Annotated in this window: 14 protein-coding genes; 6 read left to right on the top strand and 8 right to left on the bottom strand. The window is 66.7% G+C overall.

Features of this window, described 5'->3' with window-relative positions:
* Window positions 1–2: 2 nt before the first annotated feature.
* Window positions 3–752, bottom strand: a complete 750-nt coding sequence (locus tag HOP59_RS15435; RefSeq protein WP_234254557.1) for an ABC transporter ATP-binding protein — start codon at window positions 750–752, stop codon at window positions 3–5.
* A gap of 100 nt (window positions 753–852) precedes the next feature.
* Between HOP59_RS15435 and HOP59_RS15430 the strand changes: the two genes are divergently transcribed.
* Window positions 853–1,743: a DMT family transporter gene (locus HOP59_RS15430; RefSeq protein WP_010628373.1), complete on the top strand. Its 891-nt coding sequence runs from the start codon at window positions 853–855 to the stop codon at window positions 1,741–1,743.
* Between the two features lie 9 nt (window positions 1,744–1,752).
* On the opposite strand, the gene HOP59_RS15425 is transcribed toward HOP59_RS15430, so the two are convergent.
* From HOP59_RS15425 to HOP59_RS15395, 7 genes are all read right to left on the bottom strand, one after another.
* Complete coding sequence (locus tag HOP59_RS15425) at window positions 1,753–2,967, bottom strand: MFS transporter (protein WP_010628374.1); 1,215 nt, start codon at window positions 2,965–2,967, stop codon at window positions 1,753–1,755.
* Window positions 2,957–3,505 (bottom strand): hypothetical protein, encoded by a 549-nt coding sequence (locus HOP59_RS15420; protein ID WP_010628375.1) that lies wholly within the window; start codon window positions 3,503–3,505, stop codon window positions 2,957–2,959. The genes HOP59_RS15425 and HOP59_RS15420 overlap by 11 nt, the downstream gene beginning before the upstream one ends.
* Before the next feature lie 126 nt (window positions 3,506–3,631).
* Window positions 3,632–4,951 carry a DEAD/DEAH box helicase gene (locus tag HOP59_RS15415; RefSeq protein ID WP_010628376.1) on the bottom strand — a complete coding sequence of 440 codons (1,320 nt, stop codon included), beginning with the start codon at window positions 4,949–4,951 and terminating at the stop codon, window positions 3,632–3,634.
* A gap of 154 nt (window positions 4,952–5,105) precedes the next feature.
* A complete protein-coding gene (locus tag HOP59_RS15410) occupies window positions 5,106–5,633 on the bottom strand; it encodes a helix-hairpin-helix domain-containing protein (RefSeq protein ID WP_234254556.1) in 528 nt (175 codons plus the stop codon).
* An 80-nt stretch (window positions 5,634–5,713) separates the two neighbouring features.
* Window positions 5,714–6,301 (bottom strand): PqiC family protein, encoded by a 588-nt coding sequence (locus HOP59_RS15405; protein ID WP_234254555.1) that lies wholly within the window; start codon window positions 6,299–6,301, stop codon window positions 5,714–5,716.
* 58 nt (window positions 6,302–6,359) lie between these two features.
* The gene (gene pqiB / locus HOP59_RS15400; protein WP_234254554.1) at window positions 6,360–8,036 is read right to left on the bottom strand and encodes an intermembrane transport protein PqiB; all 1,677 of its coding nucleotides are present in this window, start codon (window positions 8,034–8,036) and stop codon (window positions 6,360–6,362) included.
* Window positions 8,033–9,379, bottom strand: coding sequence for a paraquat-inducible protein A (locus tag HOP59_RS15395; RefSeq protein WP_010628380.1), 1,347 nt, complete (start codon window positions 9,377–9,379; stop codon window positions 8,033–8,035). The genes pqiB and HOP59_RS15395 overlap by 4 nt, the downstream gene beginning before the upstream one ends.
* A 141-nt stretch (window positions 9,380–9,520) precedes the next feature.
* On the opposite strand from HOP59_RS15395, the gene HOP59_RS15390 reads away from it, so the two are divergent.
* The 5 genes from HOP59_RS15390 (at window position 9,521) to cydC (ending at window position 16,651) form a co-directional block, all read left to right on the top strand.
* On the top strand, window positions 9,521–10,501 hold the full coding sequence (locus HOP59_RS15390) for a calcium/sodium antiporter (protein ID WP_234254553.1): 981 nt from the start codon (window positions 9,521–9,523) through the stop codon (window positions 10,499–10,501).
* Between the two features lie 294 nt (window positions 10,502–10,795).
* Window positions 10,796–12,208 carry a cytochrome ubiquinol oxidase subunit I gene (locus HOP59_RS15385; protein WP_234254552.1) on the top strand — a complete coding sequence of 471 codons (1,413 nt, stop codon included), beginning with the start codon at window positions 10,796–10,798 and terminating at the stop codon, window positions 12,206–12,208.
* Window positions 12,209–12,211: 3 nt separating this feature from the next.
* On the top strand, window positions 12,212–13,222 hold the full coding sequence (cydB, locus tag HOP59_RS15380) for a cytochrome d ubiquinol oxidase subunit II (protein WP_010628383.1): 1,011 nt from the start codon (window positions 12,212–12,214) through the stop codon (window positions 13,220–13,222).
* A 4-nt stretch (window positions 13,223–13,226) separates the two neighbouring features.
* Entirely contained in the window at window positions 13,227–14,903 is a 1,677-nt protein-coding gene (cydD, locus tag HOP59_RS15375) for a thiol reductant ABC exporter subunit CydD (protein ID WP_234254550.1), read from the top strand.
* Between the two features lie 2 nt (window positions 14,904–14,905).
* Window positions 14,906–16,651 carry a thiol reductant ABC exporter subunit CydC gene (cydC, locus tag HOP59_RS15370; protein ID WP_234254549.1) on the top strand — a complete coding sequence of 582 codons (1,746 nt, stop codon included), beginning with the start codon at window positions 14,906–14,908 and terminating at the stop codon, window positions 16,649–16,651.
* Window positions 16,652–16,696 lie beyond the last annotated feature (45 nt).

Raw genomic sequence — 16,696 nt, 5'->3', positions numbered from 1 at the left:
GGCTACCAGCGCAGCTCTTGCGGCCGGCGCCGCTGCGCATTGGCCTGCCAGTCATCGACCCTGCCGTCGCGCAGGCGAATGATGCGATCGGCCATGTCTCCAATGACCTCGTTATGGGTGATGATCGCCACCGTGGTGCCGGTTTCCCGATTGATGCGTTCGAGTACCTCGAGCACGCGGATGCCGGTCTGGAAATCGAGAGCGCCGGTGGGTTCGTCACACAGCAGCACTTCGGGCTGTTTGGCCACGGCGCGGGCGATGGCCACTCGCTGCTGTTCGCCACCCGAGAGCTGGGAAGGGAAGTGGTCGAGCCGGTGCTCCAGCCCCACCAGCGCCAGAGCCTCTTCCGGGGGCAGAGGAGTGCGGCTGATCTCGGTGACGACGGCGACGTTCTCCCGCGCCGTGAGGCTCGAGATCAGGTTGTAGAACTGAAACACGAAGCCCACGTGGTGGCGGCGAAAATTCGTCAGCTCGCGTTGGCTGGCCGTGGCCAGATTCAGGCTCGGGGGTTCATGTGAGCCCTCGCTGCGGCGGGGGTGATAAGAGAGCGTGCCTTCGCTGGGGCTGTCGAGTCCGCCAAGGATGTTGAGCAGCGTCGACTTGCCCGAGCCGGAAGCGCCGAGCATGACCACCAGTTCGCCGGCATGCAGTTCGAGGTCGATGCCGCGCAGCGCCTGGATGGTCATTTCGCCCATCTGATAGAAGCGCTTCAAGCCACGTGCGTGAAACACCACCTCGGCCGTCTCGTCCATTGTTTCCCTGCGTGAGAGAATGTATCGGTGAAGAAAGGCTAGCACGGCTTGGTAAGGTGGAGTGTTTGACCGGGATCAATGAATCAAAGGGGGAGAGGGCATGGCGCGGCCTGCATCGCACTGGCTGTTGCTGGTGGCGCTGGCAATCGTATGGGGCAGCTCGTTCGCGCTGACGAGAATCGCCGTGGCGGAGATGACGCCGGCGATGCTGGTGGCTGGGCGCAACGCCATCGCCGCCGCCGGGCTGCTGCTGCTGGTTTGGGGGCTGCGCCGCGCTTGGCCGCGCGGGCCGCGAGTCTGGGGCTTCATGCTGGCCATCGCCGTAGTCGGCAACATGATGCCGTTCCTGCTGATCAGCTGGGGGCAGCAGCGTATCGACAGCGGGCTGGCTGGCATTCTCATGGCCGTGATGCCCTTGCTGACCCTGGTGCTGGCGCATTTCCTGGTGAGCGGGGAGCGCATGGTGCCGCGGCGCCTGGTGGGCTTTCTGATCGGTTTCGCGGGGGTGCTGCTGCTGATCGGCCCCACCGCGCTGCGGGAGCTGGGCGGCCGCGGCGAGACGCTGCTGGCCCAGTTGGCCGTGCTGGGCGGGGCGGTGTGCTATGCGGTGAACGCAATCGTTTCCCGCCACAAGCCGGCCAGCGATCCCTGGTCTACGTCGGCGCTGGTGCTGGCCATGGCCTGGCTGCTGACGTTGCCGCTGGCCGTCATCACTTGGCCCATCGACACGTCCGCCATGCCGGTGCTGTCTCCCGCAGCGCTATGGGCCGTTGCCGTGCTGGGGCTGATCTGCACCGCGCTGGGCAGCGTCATCTACTTCACTCTGGTGGCCGCCGCCGGACCCACCTTCCTGTCGATGATCAACTACCTGATCCCGCTCTGGGCGGTGTTGATCGGGGCGCTATTCCTGGGCGAGCGCCCCGAGTGGAACCATCTCATCGCCATGGGCTTGATCCTGGCTGGGGTGGCCTGGTCGCAACGCAGGGTATGAGCCCGCGAGTCAGCGAGTGACCAGACGCCCCTCGGCATCCACGTCGAGACGCCGATTGCGACCGGCCAGCAGGGCGAAGCCGGCGGCCACGGCGACGATGGAGAGCAGTACGCCGGTCATGGTCGACATGCCGACTTCGAGCTGCAGCAGGACCCCCACTGCCAGCGGCCCCATGGCGGCCAGGGTGTAGCCGCCGCCTTGCGCCAGGCCGGAGAGCTTGCCGGCCAGACGGGAGTTGGCCGTACGCAGTACGATCAGGCTAAGGGCAAGGCTGAAGCTGCCGCCCTGACCCAGCCCCAGCAGCACAACACCGGGCCAGCGCCAGTTCTCGCCGGCCTGGAGCAGCAGCCACAGCCCCGCCGCGATGCAGCCCAGTACCAGCAGCAGTGCCGGTCGCTGGTCGCGGCTCAGGCGTGCCAGCCAGGGTGCACCCAGCGCCGAAATCAGCTGCACCATCACCGAGGCGCCCATCATCCAGCCGGCCTCTGCCTCGCTGTACCCACGCGCCTGGAGCAGTGTGGGCAGCCAGCCGAAAACGATGTAGGCCAATGAGGACTGGCTTCCCATCAGGATCATCACCTGCCAGGCCAGCGGCTGTCCGAGCAGCTCGCGCATGCTGCCGCCGGTAGCGGTGGCAACCTGGGAGTGAGGAGCACGTGGCATCAGCGTCAGCCACGCGACCAGTGCCAGCAGCGCCAGCAGCCCCCAGCTCATCAGGCTAAAGCGCCAGCCGCCCAGCAGATCGGCCAGCGGAATGCTCAGGCCGGCGCCAAGGGCGCCACCCAGGCACAGCGCCATGGTGTAGACGCCGGTCATCAGGTCCGCGCCGCCGGGAAGCTCACGCTTGACCAGGGCCGGTAACAGCGTGCCGGCGATACCGATGGCGGCCCCGGCCAACAGGGTGCCGAGAAACAGCAGCGGCAGGGCGGGTAGGCCACGCAGCAGTAGCCCGGCGATCAATATACCGAGGGCCAGGGCCAGGGTGTTCTCGGGACCTGCCCGCTTGGCCAACCAAGGCGCCAGGGGCGCGAAGATCCCCAGGCACAGCACCGGCAGCGTGGTCAGCGCGCCAATTGCCAGCGGCGTCAGGCCGGTATCGGCCTGGACACGCACCAACAGGGGGGCGAGCGACGACAGGGCCGGCCTCAGGTTGAGACCGACCAGTACCATGAGAAAGAGAAACAGGGCGATGCGTCGCGAGTCGAGTCTGGCCTCAGTCGTCATGACCTCGCCACTTGTCGGAGCGGATGCTGGAGCGGTGTGGTGCAGACGGTTCGTCTTCATCGCGTCGGGCGATCAGAGGGTGCTCGTTGACCCCGGTAGGATCGAAGTTGACCTGGCCGGGGTCGGTGGCGCCTTGTACTTGGCGGCGAATGTCGGAGACGTCTTCCACGCTGACCAACTGCTCCTGGTCGTTGAATACCTGCCGCTGAGGGGTGAGTCGGCCTTCGAAAGTCCAGCAGCGCTGCGGTGCCTGTGCCACGTACCAGCGGCGCCCCTGCCAGTGGGCATGGCCCTGCTCGTCCAACTGCAGGGCTTCCAGCGGAACCAGGGCGGCAAACAGCCTGGCGTTGAGCACCAGGCCGCCGCCCGCCATGTTGACTGCACCCTGGTAGCGGCCGGCATGGAGATCTTCGATGACACTGCTGCGCTTGGCTTGTGGCTCGATGCTGCCCTGGCCGCACAGGTGCAGCAGATTGTCATCGATCTGCTTGATGACCCAGACCGGAATGGGTTGCTTTCCGGTCAGCCATTTGAGCATGCGCGCGTCTCCTAGTTACGCCATTACGCCAGACAGTGTTACTCCAGGCCGTGTTACGCCAGACCGCCGACTGTTCAGTTGGGCGTATACGATCCCACAATCGCCGCTTTCGACCAAGCCTGGCCGTCAGGCGCGACGCGTGCGCTGGCCGCGGCTGCGCCGGCGACGCGGCGCCTGAGCGTCGCCGTTGGCGGAATTTCCGCCGCTGTTGCGCTGGCTTGTCTGGCCGCTGCCGGCACCCTGGCGTGGCTGTCCCGAGCGTCCGCCGCGGCGATTGCGACCGTTCTCGATCGGCTCCGGCTTGGCATTGGGATCGGGCTCGAAGCCGGGCTCGATGCGCTTCTCCAGATCGCGCTTGATCAGACGCTCGATGCCCTTGAGCAGGCCGTGTTCGTCGACGCAGACCAGCGAGATGGCCTGGCCTTCGCTGCCGGCACGGCCGGTACGGCCGATACGGTGGACGTAATCCTCGGCCACGTTGGGCAGCTCGAAGTTGACCACGTGAGGCAGCTCGCTGATGTCCAGGCCGCGGGCGGCGATATCGGTGGCCACCAACACCTGCAGATCGCCGCTCTTGAACGAGGAGAGCGCACGGGTGCGGGCCGACTGGCTCTTGTTGCCATGGATGGCCATGGCCGGGATGTCCTGCTTGGAGAGCTGCTCGGCCAGGCGGTTGGCGCCGTGCTTGGTACGGGTGAAGACCAGTACCTGATGCCAGCCGTGCTGGCTGATCAGATGCGCCAGCAGCTCGCGCTTCTTCTCGCGGTCGACACGATAGATCGCCTGATCGACAGTTTCCGCGGTGGTGTTGCGGCGAGCCACTTCGATGCGCGCCGGATTGTCGAGCAGCTTGTCGGCCAGGGCCTGGATCTCGTCGGAGAAGGTCGCCGAGAACAGCAGGTTCTGGCGCTTCCCGGGCAGCAGGCGCAGCACTTTCTTGATGTCGTGGATGAAGCCCATGTCGAGCATGCGGTCGGCTTCGTCCAGCACCAGGATCTCGACACGGGAGAGATCCACGTGCTTCTGCTGCTGCAGGTCGAGCAGGCGGCCGGGGGTGGCCACCAGCACGTCGAGGCCGGGGCGGATGGCATCCACCTGGGGCTGCTGGCCGACACCGCCGAAGATGACATGGCTGGTAAGGGTAAGGTGGCGGCCGTAGTCGGACACGCTCTCGCCCACCTGAGCAGCCAGCTCGCGGGTGGGCGTCAGTACCAGTGCGCGCACCTGGCGCTTGCCGGGGCGCGGGCCGTCGGCCAGCCGCTGCAGCATCGGCAGGGTGAAGCCGGCGGTCTTGCCGGTGCCGGTCTGAGCGCTGGCCAGCAGGTCGCCGCCCTTGAGCACGGCGGGAATGGCCTGGAGCTGGATCGGGGTCGGGGTGGTGTAACCCTGGGCCTCGACGGCACTCAGCAGTTCGGCACGCAGGCCGAGTTCGGAAAAGAGGGTCATGCGGTCTCCGCAGATACGTCTTCGCCGCGCCATGTGCGATCTGCACATGGCCAGTCCCGGGCCAAGACGTGAGAAATTCGGTTCAGGGGCGCGGCAGGAGGGACCACGAGTCGCCGCGTGCCGGCATTATGCCAGCTTATGGTTCGCACTGCAGCTATTCTGCCCGGGTTTTCCTCATGGCTTCGAGTTCGCGCTTGAGTCGGGCGAGAACGGCTGCGTTCAGCCCTTCGATGTCATCGAGTGCATCGGGTTCCGATTGGCAGAGCCGCTCGGGGTCGCTGATGCCGTGCAGGAAAAGCACTTCGGCGCTTGCCGGGCCGATGCCGTCGAACTGGGTGAGCCCTTTTGCATGACGAGCGAGCAACGTACGTCGCTGCGCCTCGTCCAGATGCTGCCAGCCGCCACGCCGGTGCAGGTCGCAGGCCAGTCGATCCAACCCGAGTCGCAGGCGTTGCACGAGCGGGCCGGTCACCTGGGAATCGAGCTCTGCCAGGGCCGTATCGAGTTCATCGAGACATTCGACGCTGGTCAGCAGGGGCTCGACGGCTTGCTGCGGGGAATCCGCGTCGAGGGCGGCCAGCAGCTCATGCTCCAGCCGCCTGACGAGGCTGAGCAAGGTCTCGGCGGTTTCGTGCTCGATGGCGGTGTCCGTGGGCGTCGAGGTATCTGTCTTGGCCGACATGGTTCGTCCTTGCAAGCGTTTCGGTTCCAGTACCGGGTCCGGCTCTATGAGACTAGGCGATAACTACCGCTCCTACACGCCTAACGATAGCGCACGACGCCATCGGCGATCTCGCTGGCCACCCGGTCCCAACTGCGCCCCAGGGCGCGGACCAGGGCAGGGTAGCCGTCGTCTTCGAGCTGCGTCTCGACATGGAAGCGCTCCATGGCCAGCAGGCGGCCGTCCGCTGCCAGCAGCTGCCACTGTCCACTGGCGATGGCCAGGCCGTCATGACGTCCCTGGAAGCGATCCACCTCGAGGCGCAGGCGCAGGGCCTCGCTGCGCCCGAGGCTGGCCTCGTCGCGCATGATGCGGGTGTCGGTTAGCTGCTCCGCCAGAAGTGCCCGCAGGCTGCGCTCCAACTGGCGGCCCAGCGGCTCGGCCCACAGGTGCTGACGGGCGGCATTGAGCGAAATGTCGTCGAGCTGCAGCACGATGCCGTCGACGTCCAGGTAGTGGGCCAGCCGCGGCGGCTGCACGATCAGCAGGTGGCCCGCCGCCGGCCTGCCACCCGATGGCGCCGTGGCGCTATCGGGCAGCATGTAGCGGTTGGCCGGGGTGGTGGAGGTGGCGCAGCCGACGAGCACGAGCAGGCTCGTCAGCAGCGCGAACCGGGACATCCACTTCATGCAGCTCTCCGTTTCAATGGGTTGCGTTCAACATCGTTCACTGGCGTCTGCCTCTCGTTCAGTTGCCTCGCGGCGCTCTCGGCACCGGATCCTCGGTGTCCAGGCTGTCGAACAGCAAGGCGCGAGGATTCTCGTTGAGCGTGCGCGTCACCGGCTGCAGGTCGCGCATCAGGCGCTCCAGGCGCTCGGCGGTGGCGGTCAGCTCGCGATAGGCGCTGGAGTCGGGCGAGAGGCCTTCCAGCGTCTCGCGCAGCGCTTCCAGCGAGGCATTGAGGTTGCCCGGCAGGCTGCGCGTGCCCGGGTCGTCGAGCATACCCTGCAGCGAACTCGTCAGGCCGCGCACTTCGTCCAGCATCGCCTCGGAGGCGCTCAGGTTGCGCTGGAGACCGGCCAGCAGCGGCTCGACTTCCAGTGCGTTGAGCTTGTCCAGCAGCGCGGTGATCTGAGATTCGATCTGGGCGAAGCCGGCCGAGGTGGTGGGGAAGACCGTACGCTCGCTGAAGGTCTCCGCCACGTATTGCGCCGCCTCGTCGCGGTAGAAGTTGATGTCGACGAACATGGCGCCGGTGAGCAGATTGCCCGACTTGAGCGAGGCGCGCAGGCCGGTACCGAAGAGACGCTTGAAGCGTTCGTCCCACTCTTCGAGATCGAGCTGCTGATTCTCGATGCCGAGTCGCTGCGGTTCGATGCGAATCAGCACCGGAATGGCGAAGCCGTTGCGCGTGCCCGGTTGCTCGGCAGTGAACTGCCAGGGTACGGCGGCCACGGTGCCGACGCGTACGCCGCGGAATTCCACCGGCGCACCTCGGGAGAGCCCACGCACGCTGTCCTCGACCAGCAGCACGTACTCAAGGTAACGGTTGAAGGTGCCCTGGCGGGCACTCTCCTCGTCGGCATAGAGGTTGAAGGTGGCATCGTTCTCCACCGGCCTGCCGCGCGGCAGGTCTTCCGGCTCGCCGAAAGTGACGCCGCCGCCGAGCAGGGCTTCGAGCGACTCCACGTTGACGCGGATGCCGTCGGCATCGAGACGCAGGTCGATACCGCTGGCCGACCAGAAGCGGGTGCTGTCTGTCACCAGGCGGTCGTAGGGGGTCTCGATGAAGACACGCTGATGCATGCGCCGCGAATCGGCATCGAAATCGACTTCCTCCACGCGGCCCACGGTGTAGCCCTGATAGGTCACCGGATCCCCCGGGCGCAACGAGTTGCCGAGCTGACTGATCAGGTTGATGCGCAGTCCTGGCGCATCGGCGGAGGCCACGGGCGGCTGGTCGCTGACCTGAAACTCGCGCTGGCCGGGCTCGCCGCTGCCGGGCTGGAGCTGAATGAAGGCACCGGAGAGCACCGTGCCCAGGCCGCTGATGCCTTCGCGTCCGATGCGTGGTTTCACCACCCAGAAGCGGCTGCCTTCGGTGAGCATGGCGTCGGTATTGGGCGCCATGCGTGCCGTGATCACGGTATGAGAAAGATCCTCGGAGAGCTGCACGCGCTCGACCCGGCCCACCTCGACGTTACGGGTCTTGATCAGCGTGCTGCCGGCCTCGATGCCCTCGGCATTGCTCATGGTGAGGGTGATCAGCGGGCCACGGCTGCGATAGTTGTCGTAGACCAGCCACAACCCGATCAGGATCGCCACGATGGGCACGATCCAGATCGGCGACAGGCGTCGCTGCGGGGTGGCTCTGGCGCGGTGCATGTCGCGGGTGGCCCCGTCGTCACGAGGGGTATCGCTCATCCAGAGGTTCCTTGCGTAGTGTCCGGGTCATGCGCCGGGGGCGTGTCCCAGATCAGTCTTGGGTCGAAGGTCATGGCGGCCAGCATGGTCAGTATCACCACTGCACCGAAGGCCAGCGCCGCGGGGCCGGGGGTGACCGACATCAGCGAACCGGCACGAATCAGGGCCACCAGGATGGCGACCACGAAGACGTCGATCATCGACCAGCGGCCGATGAACTCGGTGACGCGATAGAGCCAGGTGCGGCTGGCGGCATTGAGCTCGCCGCTGCGCTTGACCACCAGACACAGCCAGGAGAGCGCCACCAGCTTGCCCACGGGAACGATCACGCTAGCCACGAAGATCACCGCGGCGACCGGCCAGGAGCCCATCTGGATCAGCTCCACCACGCCGCCGATGATGGTCGAAGGGCTACTGTGGCCCAGGCTGGTGGTGGTCATGATGGGGTAGACGTTGGCCGGTATGTACATCAGAGCGGCAGTGGCCAGCAGAGCCCAGGTGCGTTGCAGGCTGTGCGGCAGGCGGGCGCGCAGCCGTTCGCCGCAGCGACTGCAGTGGCCACGCCCGTTGGCATCTAGCCGGTTGACCAGGCCGCAGGTGGGGCAGCCAGTCAGACCCTGTGCGGCGGCGGTAGTTCCGGTACGGGCGCCCTCAGGCGCCTGGGGCTCGCCGGCCAGCGAAAACCACATCCAGTCCGAATCGATCGACTGGGTGGTGAACAGCAGCAGCAACGCGAAGGCGCAAAAAGCCCAGAACGAGAGTCCCAGCTCGATCTGGGCCAGGCCCGCCACCTTGATCAGGCTGACCAGCGCCCCGATGATGAAGACGTCGGCCATCATCCAGGGGTTCAGATGGGCCAGAGAGCGGGCAATGGCACGGCTGGCAGGAAGCGGCTGGCCCTGCAGCAGGCCCAACTGCAACCAGATCACGCCGAGCAGGTAGAGCCCAGGCAGCACGGCGATGGTCAGGATCACTGCAATGGCGACCAGCGGCTGGTGAAAGCCGATCAGGGTGGTGGCCGTTTGCGTCAATTCGATGCGGTTGCCAATACCCCCTGCGTTGAAGCTGACGAAGGGGAAGGAGATCGCCAGCAGCAGGGCAACCATGGCCGCCAGCGCCAACGCCATGCTGCGCTGAGCCGGACGATGGTGACGCGTAGCCAACGTGTGGCCGCAGCGAGGACAGTCCGCCTTCTGGCCAGGCCGCAGCGGCGGCAGGGCCACCAGCCAATCGCACTCGTGGCAGGCGCGCAGGCGTCGACGCGAAGTACGTACCTCGGGCGGTGCCTGGTCGACCTGAGGTTCACCGGGAACGGGCAGAAAGCGGAGGGGCTGATTGAGCACTTGAGCGACGACTCGATGACTGAGATAAGCGAGGGGCACGCTGTCATTCAAATGATGCAGGCCATACGGAAGTGTGACACGTTGACGTCGTGCCTACCATATACAAACATTCGACCCTGAATGTTCCCCGAGGAGATGAAATTGTTGCTTCCCCTGGTTGCCGTGGCAGCAGGCTTGGTGCTGTTGGTGTGGAGCGCGGAGCGCTTCGTGGATGGGGCGGCAGCGACATCGCGACGGTTGGGGGTGTCGCCGCTGCTGGTGGGTATGCTGGTAATCGGTTTCGGTACCTCGGCGCCGGAGCTGATGGTGTCGGCGCTGGCCGCGGGGCAGGGCAACCCGGGGCTGGCGCTGGGCAACGGTTATGGCTCCAACATCGCCAATATCGGCATGATCCTGGGGCTCATGGCGGTCATCACGCCGCTGGCGGTGCACTCCAGCGTGATTCGCCGCGAGCTGCCGCTGCTGGTCGGCGTCACGCTGCTCTCGGCGCTGCTGATGTGGGGCGGGATGATCGGGCGGCTCGAAGGCAGCCTGCTGCTGACGCTGCTGGCCGCCATGATCGGCTTCAGCATCTGGCAGGCTCGGCGTGACGGCAGCGATGCGCTGGCGACCGACACCGAGGAGAGCCTGGCGGCGCATCCCATGTCGCTGCGTGCCGGACTGATCTGGACCTTCGTCGGCCTGGCCCTGCTGGTGCTGAGCTCGCGCGTGCTGGTGTGGGGCGCGGTGGAGATCGCCCTGGGCTTCGGTGTCAGCGACTTGATCATCGGCTTGACCATCGTGGCTGTCGGCACCTCGCTGCCGGAACTGGCTTCCTCCATCAGTGCGCTGCGACGCGGCGAGCACGATCTCGTGGTGGGCAACGTGGTGGGTTCCAACCTGTTCAACACCCTGGGTGTGGTAGGCCTTGCCGCGGTGATACGCCCCATCGAGGTGGGCGGGGAAGTGCTGTTGCGCGACTGGAGCCTGATGACGGTGATGACGGTACTGATGACGGTATTCGCCATCGGCTGGAAGGGGCGTCCGGGGCGCATCAACCGGCTCGAGGGGGCCATGCTGCTGGCGATGTTCGTCGGCTATACCGCGTTCATGGTGCGGTTGGTCGTGCAGGGCGGTGGATAGCCCCACGGTCGGCTGCGACAACCCGACACAGATGAAGGTGCATCTGCATCGAGTAATCTTTACCGCACAAGCACAAGACGTAGCGGAATGCATTGACCTGGAACAGCATTGTGTCGTGTAGGCTTTTGTAAGCGAGTAAGCCTCACCGCACTCCCTGTTCTAGGCTCTAGCTGTGTGTCGAGGTGGAATGCGTCACGTCATGTCCAGGAGGGACATGGCCGAAGCCCAACAACGCACTCCCCGTGCCTTCGCATGCCTCGAGACGTCGACTCTTCTGCAGCCAAGAGGTACGTCATGGAGCTTGATCCCGTACTGCTGTCGCGTATTCAGTTTGCCTTTGTCGTCTCGTTTCACGCCATCTTTCCGGTCTTCACCATCGGTCTGGCGTCCTACATCACCTTGCTGCATGCGCTGTTCTACAAGACGCGCAATCCGGCATGGGACCGTCTGGCCTATCTGTGGACCAAGGTGTTCGCCGTCGCCTTCGGTATGGGGGTGGTGTCGGGCATCGTGATGTCCTTCCAGTTCGGCACCAACTGGAGCAACTTCTCCCAGGCCAGCGCCAACTTCATCGGGCCGTTGCTGAGCTACGAGGTGGTCACCGCCTTCTTCCTCGAAGCCGCCTTCCTCGGCGTGCTGCTGTTCGGCCGGGGGAGGGTGCCACCGGGGGTGCACCTGTTCGCCGCTGCCATGGTGGCGCTCGGCACCTTCATCTCGACCTTCTGGATCCTGGCGGCCAACAGTTGGATGCATACACCGGCGGGGGTCGAGTTCATCGACGGTGTGTTCCGTGTCACCTCGTGGTTCGAGGCGATCTTCAACCCCTCGTTCCCGTATCGTTTCGCCCACATGGCCATGGCCTCGTTCATCACCGGCGGCTTCGTCGTAGCCGGGGTCAGCGCCTGGTACCTGCTGATCGGGCGCGACGTGGAGGCCAACCGCAAGGCGCTGTCGATGTGCATGTGGCTGCTGCTGGTGCTGACGCCGACCCAGGCCTTCGTCGGTGATCTGCACGGCCTCAACACCCTGGAGTACCAGCCGACCAAGCTGGCGGCCATGGAGGGCAACTGGGAAACCAAAGAGGGCGCTCCCTTCCTGCTCTTCGCCTGGCCCGACCAGGCGGCCCAGCAGAACCGTTTCGAGATCGGCATTCCCTACGCGGCCAGCCTGATCCTGACCCACGAGCTGTATGGTGAGGTGCCCGGAATACTCGAGGCACCACCCGAGGAGCAGCCGCCCGTCGCCCTGGTGTTCTGGTCGTTCCGGGTGATGGTCGGCATCGGTTTCCTGATGATCGCCGTCTCGCTGGTGGGGCTCTATTTGCGCCGCGGCGGCAGGCTCTACCAGTCGCGCCGCTACCTGCAGACCCTGCGGCTGATGTCGGTGACGCCCTTCATAGCCGTGCTGGCCGGCTGGATCACCACCGAGTCGGGCCGGGCACCGTGGCTGGTCTATGAGTTCATGACCCATGCAGAGGGGGTGACGCCTTCGCTCACCGGTGGCATGGCGTTGTTCACGCTGATCGGCTACGTCACCGTCTACGGCATCATCTTCTACGCCGGCACCTACTACCTGACGCGAGTGATTCGCTACGGCATGGAGCCGAAGGAAGAGGAGAAGATGGTCGACGACTTCGAGACGCCCAAGCGGCCCTGGTCGGCCACCCACACGCCCTTCGACGACAATCCCGCCAAAGGGGAGAGCTGAGCCATGGAAATGTTCGATCTGTCCTTGATCTGGGCGCTCATCATCGGTTTCGGCATCATGATGTACGTGCTGATGGATGGCTTCGACCTGGGGCTCGGTATCCTGTTTCCGTTCGCCCCGGACGAGGACGCCCGCGACGTGATGATGAACACGGTGGCACCGGTGTGGGACGGCAACGAGACCTGGCTGGTGCTGGGCGGGGCCGGTTTCCTGGCCGCCTTCCCGCTGGTCTATACGGTGTTCCTGCCGGCGCTCTATATCGGCGTGTTCCTGATGGTGGCCGGCCTGGTGTTCCGCGGGGTGGCCTTCGAGCTGCGCTTCAAGTCGCGCCGCGAGCGGCGCGGGCGGCGGCTGTGGAACCTGGCCTTCAGCGGCGGCTCGGCGGTGGCGGCTTTCGCCCAGGGCGCCGTGGTGGGTACCTACATTCAGGGCTTCGAGACCCAGAACGGGGTCTTCGTCGGCGGCGCCTTCGACTGGCTGACGCCGTTCACGGTGCTCACCGGCATCGGCATCATGGTCGGCTATGCGCTGCTGGGCACCACCTGGCTGATCCTCAAGTCGGAGGGCTACATCCAGGCCTGGGCCTACAAGCTCACGCCGCCGCTGCTGCTGGCGGTGCTGGTGATCTTCGGCATCATCAGTATCTGGACCCCGCTGGTCAACGAGGTGGTGTGGGACCGCTGGTTCGGCCACCTGCAGGTGATCTGGATCCTGCCGGCGCTGACGCTGCTGTGCATGTATGGCGTGTACTGGGCGGTCAAGCGCCAGCGTGAGCTGCTGCCGTTCATGGCCACGCTGGGCATGTTCTTCTTCACCTACCTGGGGCTGATCGTGAGCAAGTGGCCCTGGCTGGTGCCGCCCAACTACACCATCTGGGACGCCGCCTCGGCGCCCGAGTCGCAGCTGTTCCTGCTGCTCGGCGTGCTGTTCGTGCTGCCTTTCGTGCTGGGCTATACCTTCTGGTCCTACTGGGTGTTCCGCGGCAAGGTGCGTGCGGGCGAGGGTTACCACTGAGCCCATGAGCCACGACTCCCAGGTGTCGCCGCGCCGCTGGCTGGCGGCGCATGCCGCTCGTCAGCGCGGCTGGCTGGGGTTGGCCGCCCTGACGGGTATCGCTGTCGGTGCGCTGACCGTCGCCCAGATGGCCTTGCTGGCGTGGATCGTCAGTCGCCTGCTGGTGGATGGCGCGCCACTGGCATCGCTCACCTCGGCCTTCCTAATGCTGGTGGCGGTGCTGGCGACCCGAGCCCTGTGCCAGTGGGGGCAGGAGCTGAGCGGTCAGCTGGCCAGCCTGCGCATTCGCCACGCGGTGCGCGCCGAGCTGCTCGACCACCTCGCCGCGATGGGGCCGGTTCGCGCCGGCGCCCGCCATTCCGCGGGGCTGGCCAACCAGCTGGTCGAGCAGGTCGAGGCGCTGGACGGCTACTTCGCACGCTTTCTGCCCCAGCTGCGACTGTGCGTGGCCATTCCGCTGCTGATTCTGCTCGTCGTGCTGTGGCTCGACTGGCTGGCGGCACTGTTCCTGCTGCTGGCTGCACCGCTGATCCCGCTGTTCATGGCCCTGGTGGGGATGGGGGCGGAGCGACTCAATCGCGACCAGTTCGTCGCCGTGAGTCGCCTTTCGGGGCACTTTCTCGATCGCGTGAGGGGCATCGCCACGCTGCAGCTATTCGGCCGCACCCATGAGGCGGCCACCGAGGTGCACGCAGCGGCGGACAACTATCGCCGCCTCAGCATGCGCACCCTGCGGGTGGCCTTTCTCTCCTCGGCGGTGCTCGAGTTCTTCGCTTCGGTGGCCATCGCCGTGGTGGCCATCTACGTGGGCTTCGGCCTGCTGGGCTACATCGAGTTCGGCCCGGCCGAGGAGCTGACCCTGTTCAGCGGGCTGCTGGTGCTGCTGCTGGCGCCGGAATTCTTCCAGCCGCTGCGCACCCTGGCCCAGCACTATCACGACCGGGCCGCGGCCCTGGGCGCCGCCGATGGCATGCTGGCGCTGCTGGACGAGCCGGTGCGGCCCGAGCATGAGTCGGCAGGTGCGCCGCCGATAGCGGGGCGCTGTGTGGCGCTGGAGGCGGTAACCCTGGCTCATCCTGGGCGGGGGCAGGTACTGGGTCCGCTGGACGTCGTCGTCGAGAAGGGCGACATCCTGGTCGTCACCGGGGCGTCGGGGGCCGGCAAGTCGGCGCTGCTGCAGCTGCTGGCGGGATTCGTGGCGCCGGCATCGGGGCAGCGCCACGCTGCGGCCGACTTGAGAATCGCCTGGATGGACCAGCGCCCGCTGCTGATCCACGGCAGCCTGGCCGAGAACCTGCGCCTGGCGGCCCCGCAAGCCAGCGACGCCGAGCTAGAGCGCGCCCTTGTGCACGCCGGGTTGGCCGAGCTGGTGGCGGCGTTGCCACAGGGCATCCATACGCCGCTGGGCGAGCGGGGCTCGGGGCTTTCCGGGGGCCAGGCGCAGCGCCTGGCGCTGGCGCGGGTGTTCCTCTCCGATGCCGAGCTGGTGCTGCTCGACGAGCCCACCGCCAGCCTCGACGAGGAGACCGAAGCGCGCGTCATCGAATCGCTGCGCCGCCTTGGCGACGAAGGCAGGACGCTGGTCATCGCCACTCACCACCCCGCGCTGATGGCCATGGCCAGTCGCCGCCTGGCCTTGCACGAAGGGCGGGAGCAGACCGTCGTGGCGGCGGGAGGTTGAGCATGTCGAAACGCTCATTGCGTACTACCTTCGCCCCTTGGCTGCGTTTGCTGGCCCAGCGACGTGGGCGGCTCGCCATCGGCGTGCTGCTGCTGATCGTCACGGTGTTCTCGGCGGTGGGGCTGCTGACTCTATCGGGCTGGTTCATCGCCGCCAGCGCGCTGGCCGGCATGGCAATGGCCCTGGGCATGGCCGTGGCGTTCGACGTCTACGTGCCGGGCGGTGGCATACGTTTCTTCGCCGTGAGCCGCACCGTGGCTCGTTATGCCGAGCGGCTCTACAACCACGACACCGTGCTGCGCCTGCTCGCCGACCTGCGCCATCGCCTGTTCGTGGCCATGGCCCGGCTCGACGACCGCAGCCTGGCACGCCAGCGCGCCAGCGACTGGCTCAACCGTCTGACCGCCGACATCGATACCCTCGACGGCCTCTATCTGCGCCTGCTGGCGCCACCGGTGGTGGCACTGGCCGCCATCGTGCTGCTGGCCGCCTTCCTGGCGCTTTGGGTGCCCATGGTCGGGCTGGCCGTGGCGGCGCTGCTGGTGCCCACCTGGGCGTGGTTGACGGCCGGGCAGGCGTGGCTGGGCATGGCGTCGAGCCGGCGTCAGGTGGCGCATCTTCAGCGCCTGCGCAGCCAGGCCATCGAGCATCTCACCGGCCTGGCGGAGCTCGAGGCCTACCGCAGCCGCGACTGGCATCGACAGGGCTTTTTCGAACGTGAGGAGAAGCTGTCACGGGATCAGCAGCGCACGGCCGGCGTGGCGGGGTTCGGTGTCGCCCTGGTCAACCTGATGGTCGGGCTGGGCATGGTGGCGGCCCTGTGGCTGGCGGCGGCGGCCTGGCAGCAGGGCATGATTTCAGGCGCCGTGATGGTGATGATGCCGATTGCGGTGCTGGCCCTCGGCGAGGTGCTGGCGCTGCTGCCGACCGCCTTCACCCAGTTGGGGGCGAGCCGCGGCGCGGCCGAGCGCCTCAACGAGGTGGAAGAGGTGGGGCAGGCGGGACAGACGGGACAGGCCAAGGTCAGCGCTGGGCATGCTCAGCTTCCCACAGGGGCCTTCAGCGTACGGCTACGTGGGGTAGGCCTGCACTACCCGGGGGCTCTCGTGCCGGCGCTGCAGGATCTCGATCTTGTACTGGCTCCCGGGGAGCGCCTGGCCCTGACCGGTGCCTCGGGGGCGGGCAAGAGCAGCGTGGCGGCGTTGCTGACCCGGCGGCTGCCGCCCAGCCAGGGGGAAATCCTGCTGGGCGATATACCCATTGGCGAGGTCGACGAGGCATCGCTGCGCGAGCGGGTGGCCATTCTCGGCCAGCGTATCGACCTGTTCCAGGACAGCCTGGCGAGCAACCTGCGGCTGGCAGCGCCGGAGGCCACCGACGCGCAGCTGTGGCAGGCGCTGGCGTGGGTCGAGCTGGCCGACTGGGCCGAAGCGCTGCCGCATGGCCTGGCCACCCCGGTGGGAGAAGGCGGGCGGGCACTCTCCGGCGGTCAGGCGCGGCGCCTGGCCCTGGCGCGGCTGTGGCTGCGCGACCCCGGCCTGGTGATTCTCGACGAGCCCTTCGCCGGCCTGGATGCCGCCACCGTCGCGCGACTCTCGCCGCGACTCGATGCGTGGCTTACCGGGCGCAGCGTGCTCTACCTGGTGCACCAGCTCGATGGCGGCGCCTTCGATCCCCCCGGCATCACTCGTGAGCAGCGGCTTCAGGCCAGGCTGGCCGAGCGCAACCAGTTTTCGGACAGAGCTTGATTGACCGTTTGCGCAAAGAAGGTGTATCCATCAGGATGATGAAAT

It is taken from the genome of Billgrantia aerodenitrificans, from assembly GCF_021404405.1.
Lineage (GTDB): Bacteria > Pseudomonadota > Gammaproteobacteria > Pseudomonadales > Halomonadaceae > Halomonas > Halomonas aerodenitrificans.
The sequence above is the reverse complement of the archived record's forward strand: the minus strand, read 5'-3'. Positions and strand labels throughout refer to the sequence as shown.

Bases quoted from the DNA above. Each gene is read 5' to 3' on its own strand.
- HOP59_RS15435 (WP_234254557.1), bottom strand. From the start codon at position 752: ATGGACGAGACGGCCGAGGTGGTGTTTCACGCACGTGGCTTGAAGCGC.
- HOP59_RS15430 (WP_010628373.1), top strand. From the start codon at position 853: ATGGCGCGGCCTGCATCGCACTGGCTGTTGCTGGTGGCGCTGGCAATC.
- HOP59_RS15425 (WP_010628374.1), bottom strand. From the start codon at position 2,967: ATGACGACTGAGGCCAGACTCGACTCGCGACGCATCGCCCTGTTTCTC.
- HOP59_RS15420 (WP_010628375.1), bottom strand. From the start codon at position 3,505: ATGCTCAAATGGCTGACCGGAAAGCAACCCATTCCGGTCTGGGTCATC.
- HOP59_RS15415 (WP_010628376.1), bottom strand. From the start codon at position 4,951: ATGACCCTCTTTTCCGAACTCGGCCTGCGTGCCGAACTGCTGAGTGCC.
- HOP59_RS15410 (WP_234254556.1), bottom strand. From the start codon at position 5,633: ATGTCGGCCAAGACAGATACCTCGACGCCCACGGACACCGCCATCGAG.
- HOP59_RS15405 (WP_234254555.1), bottom strand. From the start codon at position 6,301: ATGAAGTGGATGTCCCGGTTCGCGCTGCTGACGAGCCTGCTCGTGCTC.
- pqiB (WP_234254554.1), bottom strand. From the start codon at position 8,036: ATGAGCGATACCCCTCGTGACGACGGGGCCACCCGCGACATGCACCGC.
- HOP59_RS15385 (WP_234254552.1), top strand. From the start codon at position 10,796: ATGGAGCTTGATCCCGTACTGCTGTCGCGTATTCAGTTTGCCTTTGTC.
- cydB (WP_010628383.1), top strand. From the start codon at position 12,212: ATGGAAATGTTCGATCTGTCCTTGATCTGGGCGCTCATCATCGGTTTC.
- cydD (WP_234254550.1), top strand. From the start codon at position 13,227: ATGAGCCACGACTCCCAGGTGTCGCCGCGCCGCTGGCTGGCGGCGCAT.
- cydC (WP_234254549.1), top strand. From the start codon at position 14,906: ATGTCGAAACGCTCATTGCGTACTACCTTCGCCCCTTGGCTGCGTTTG.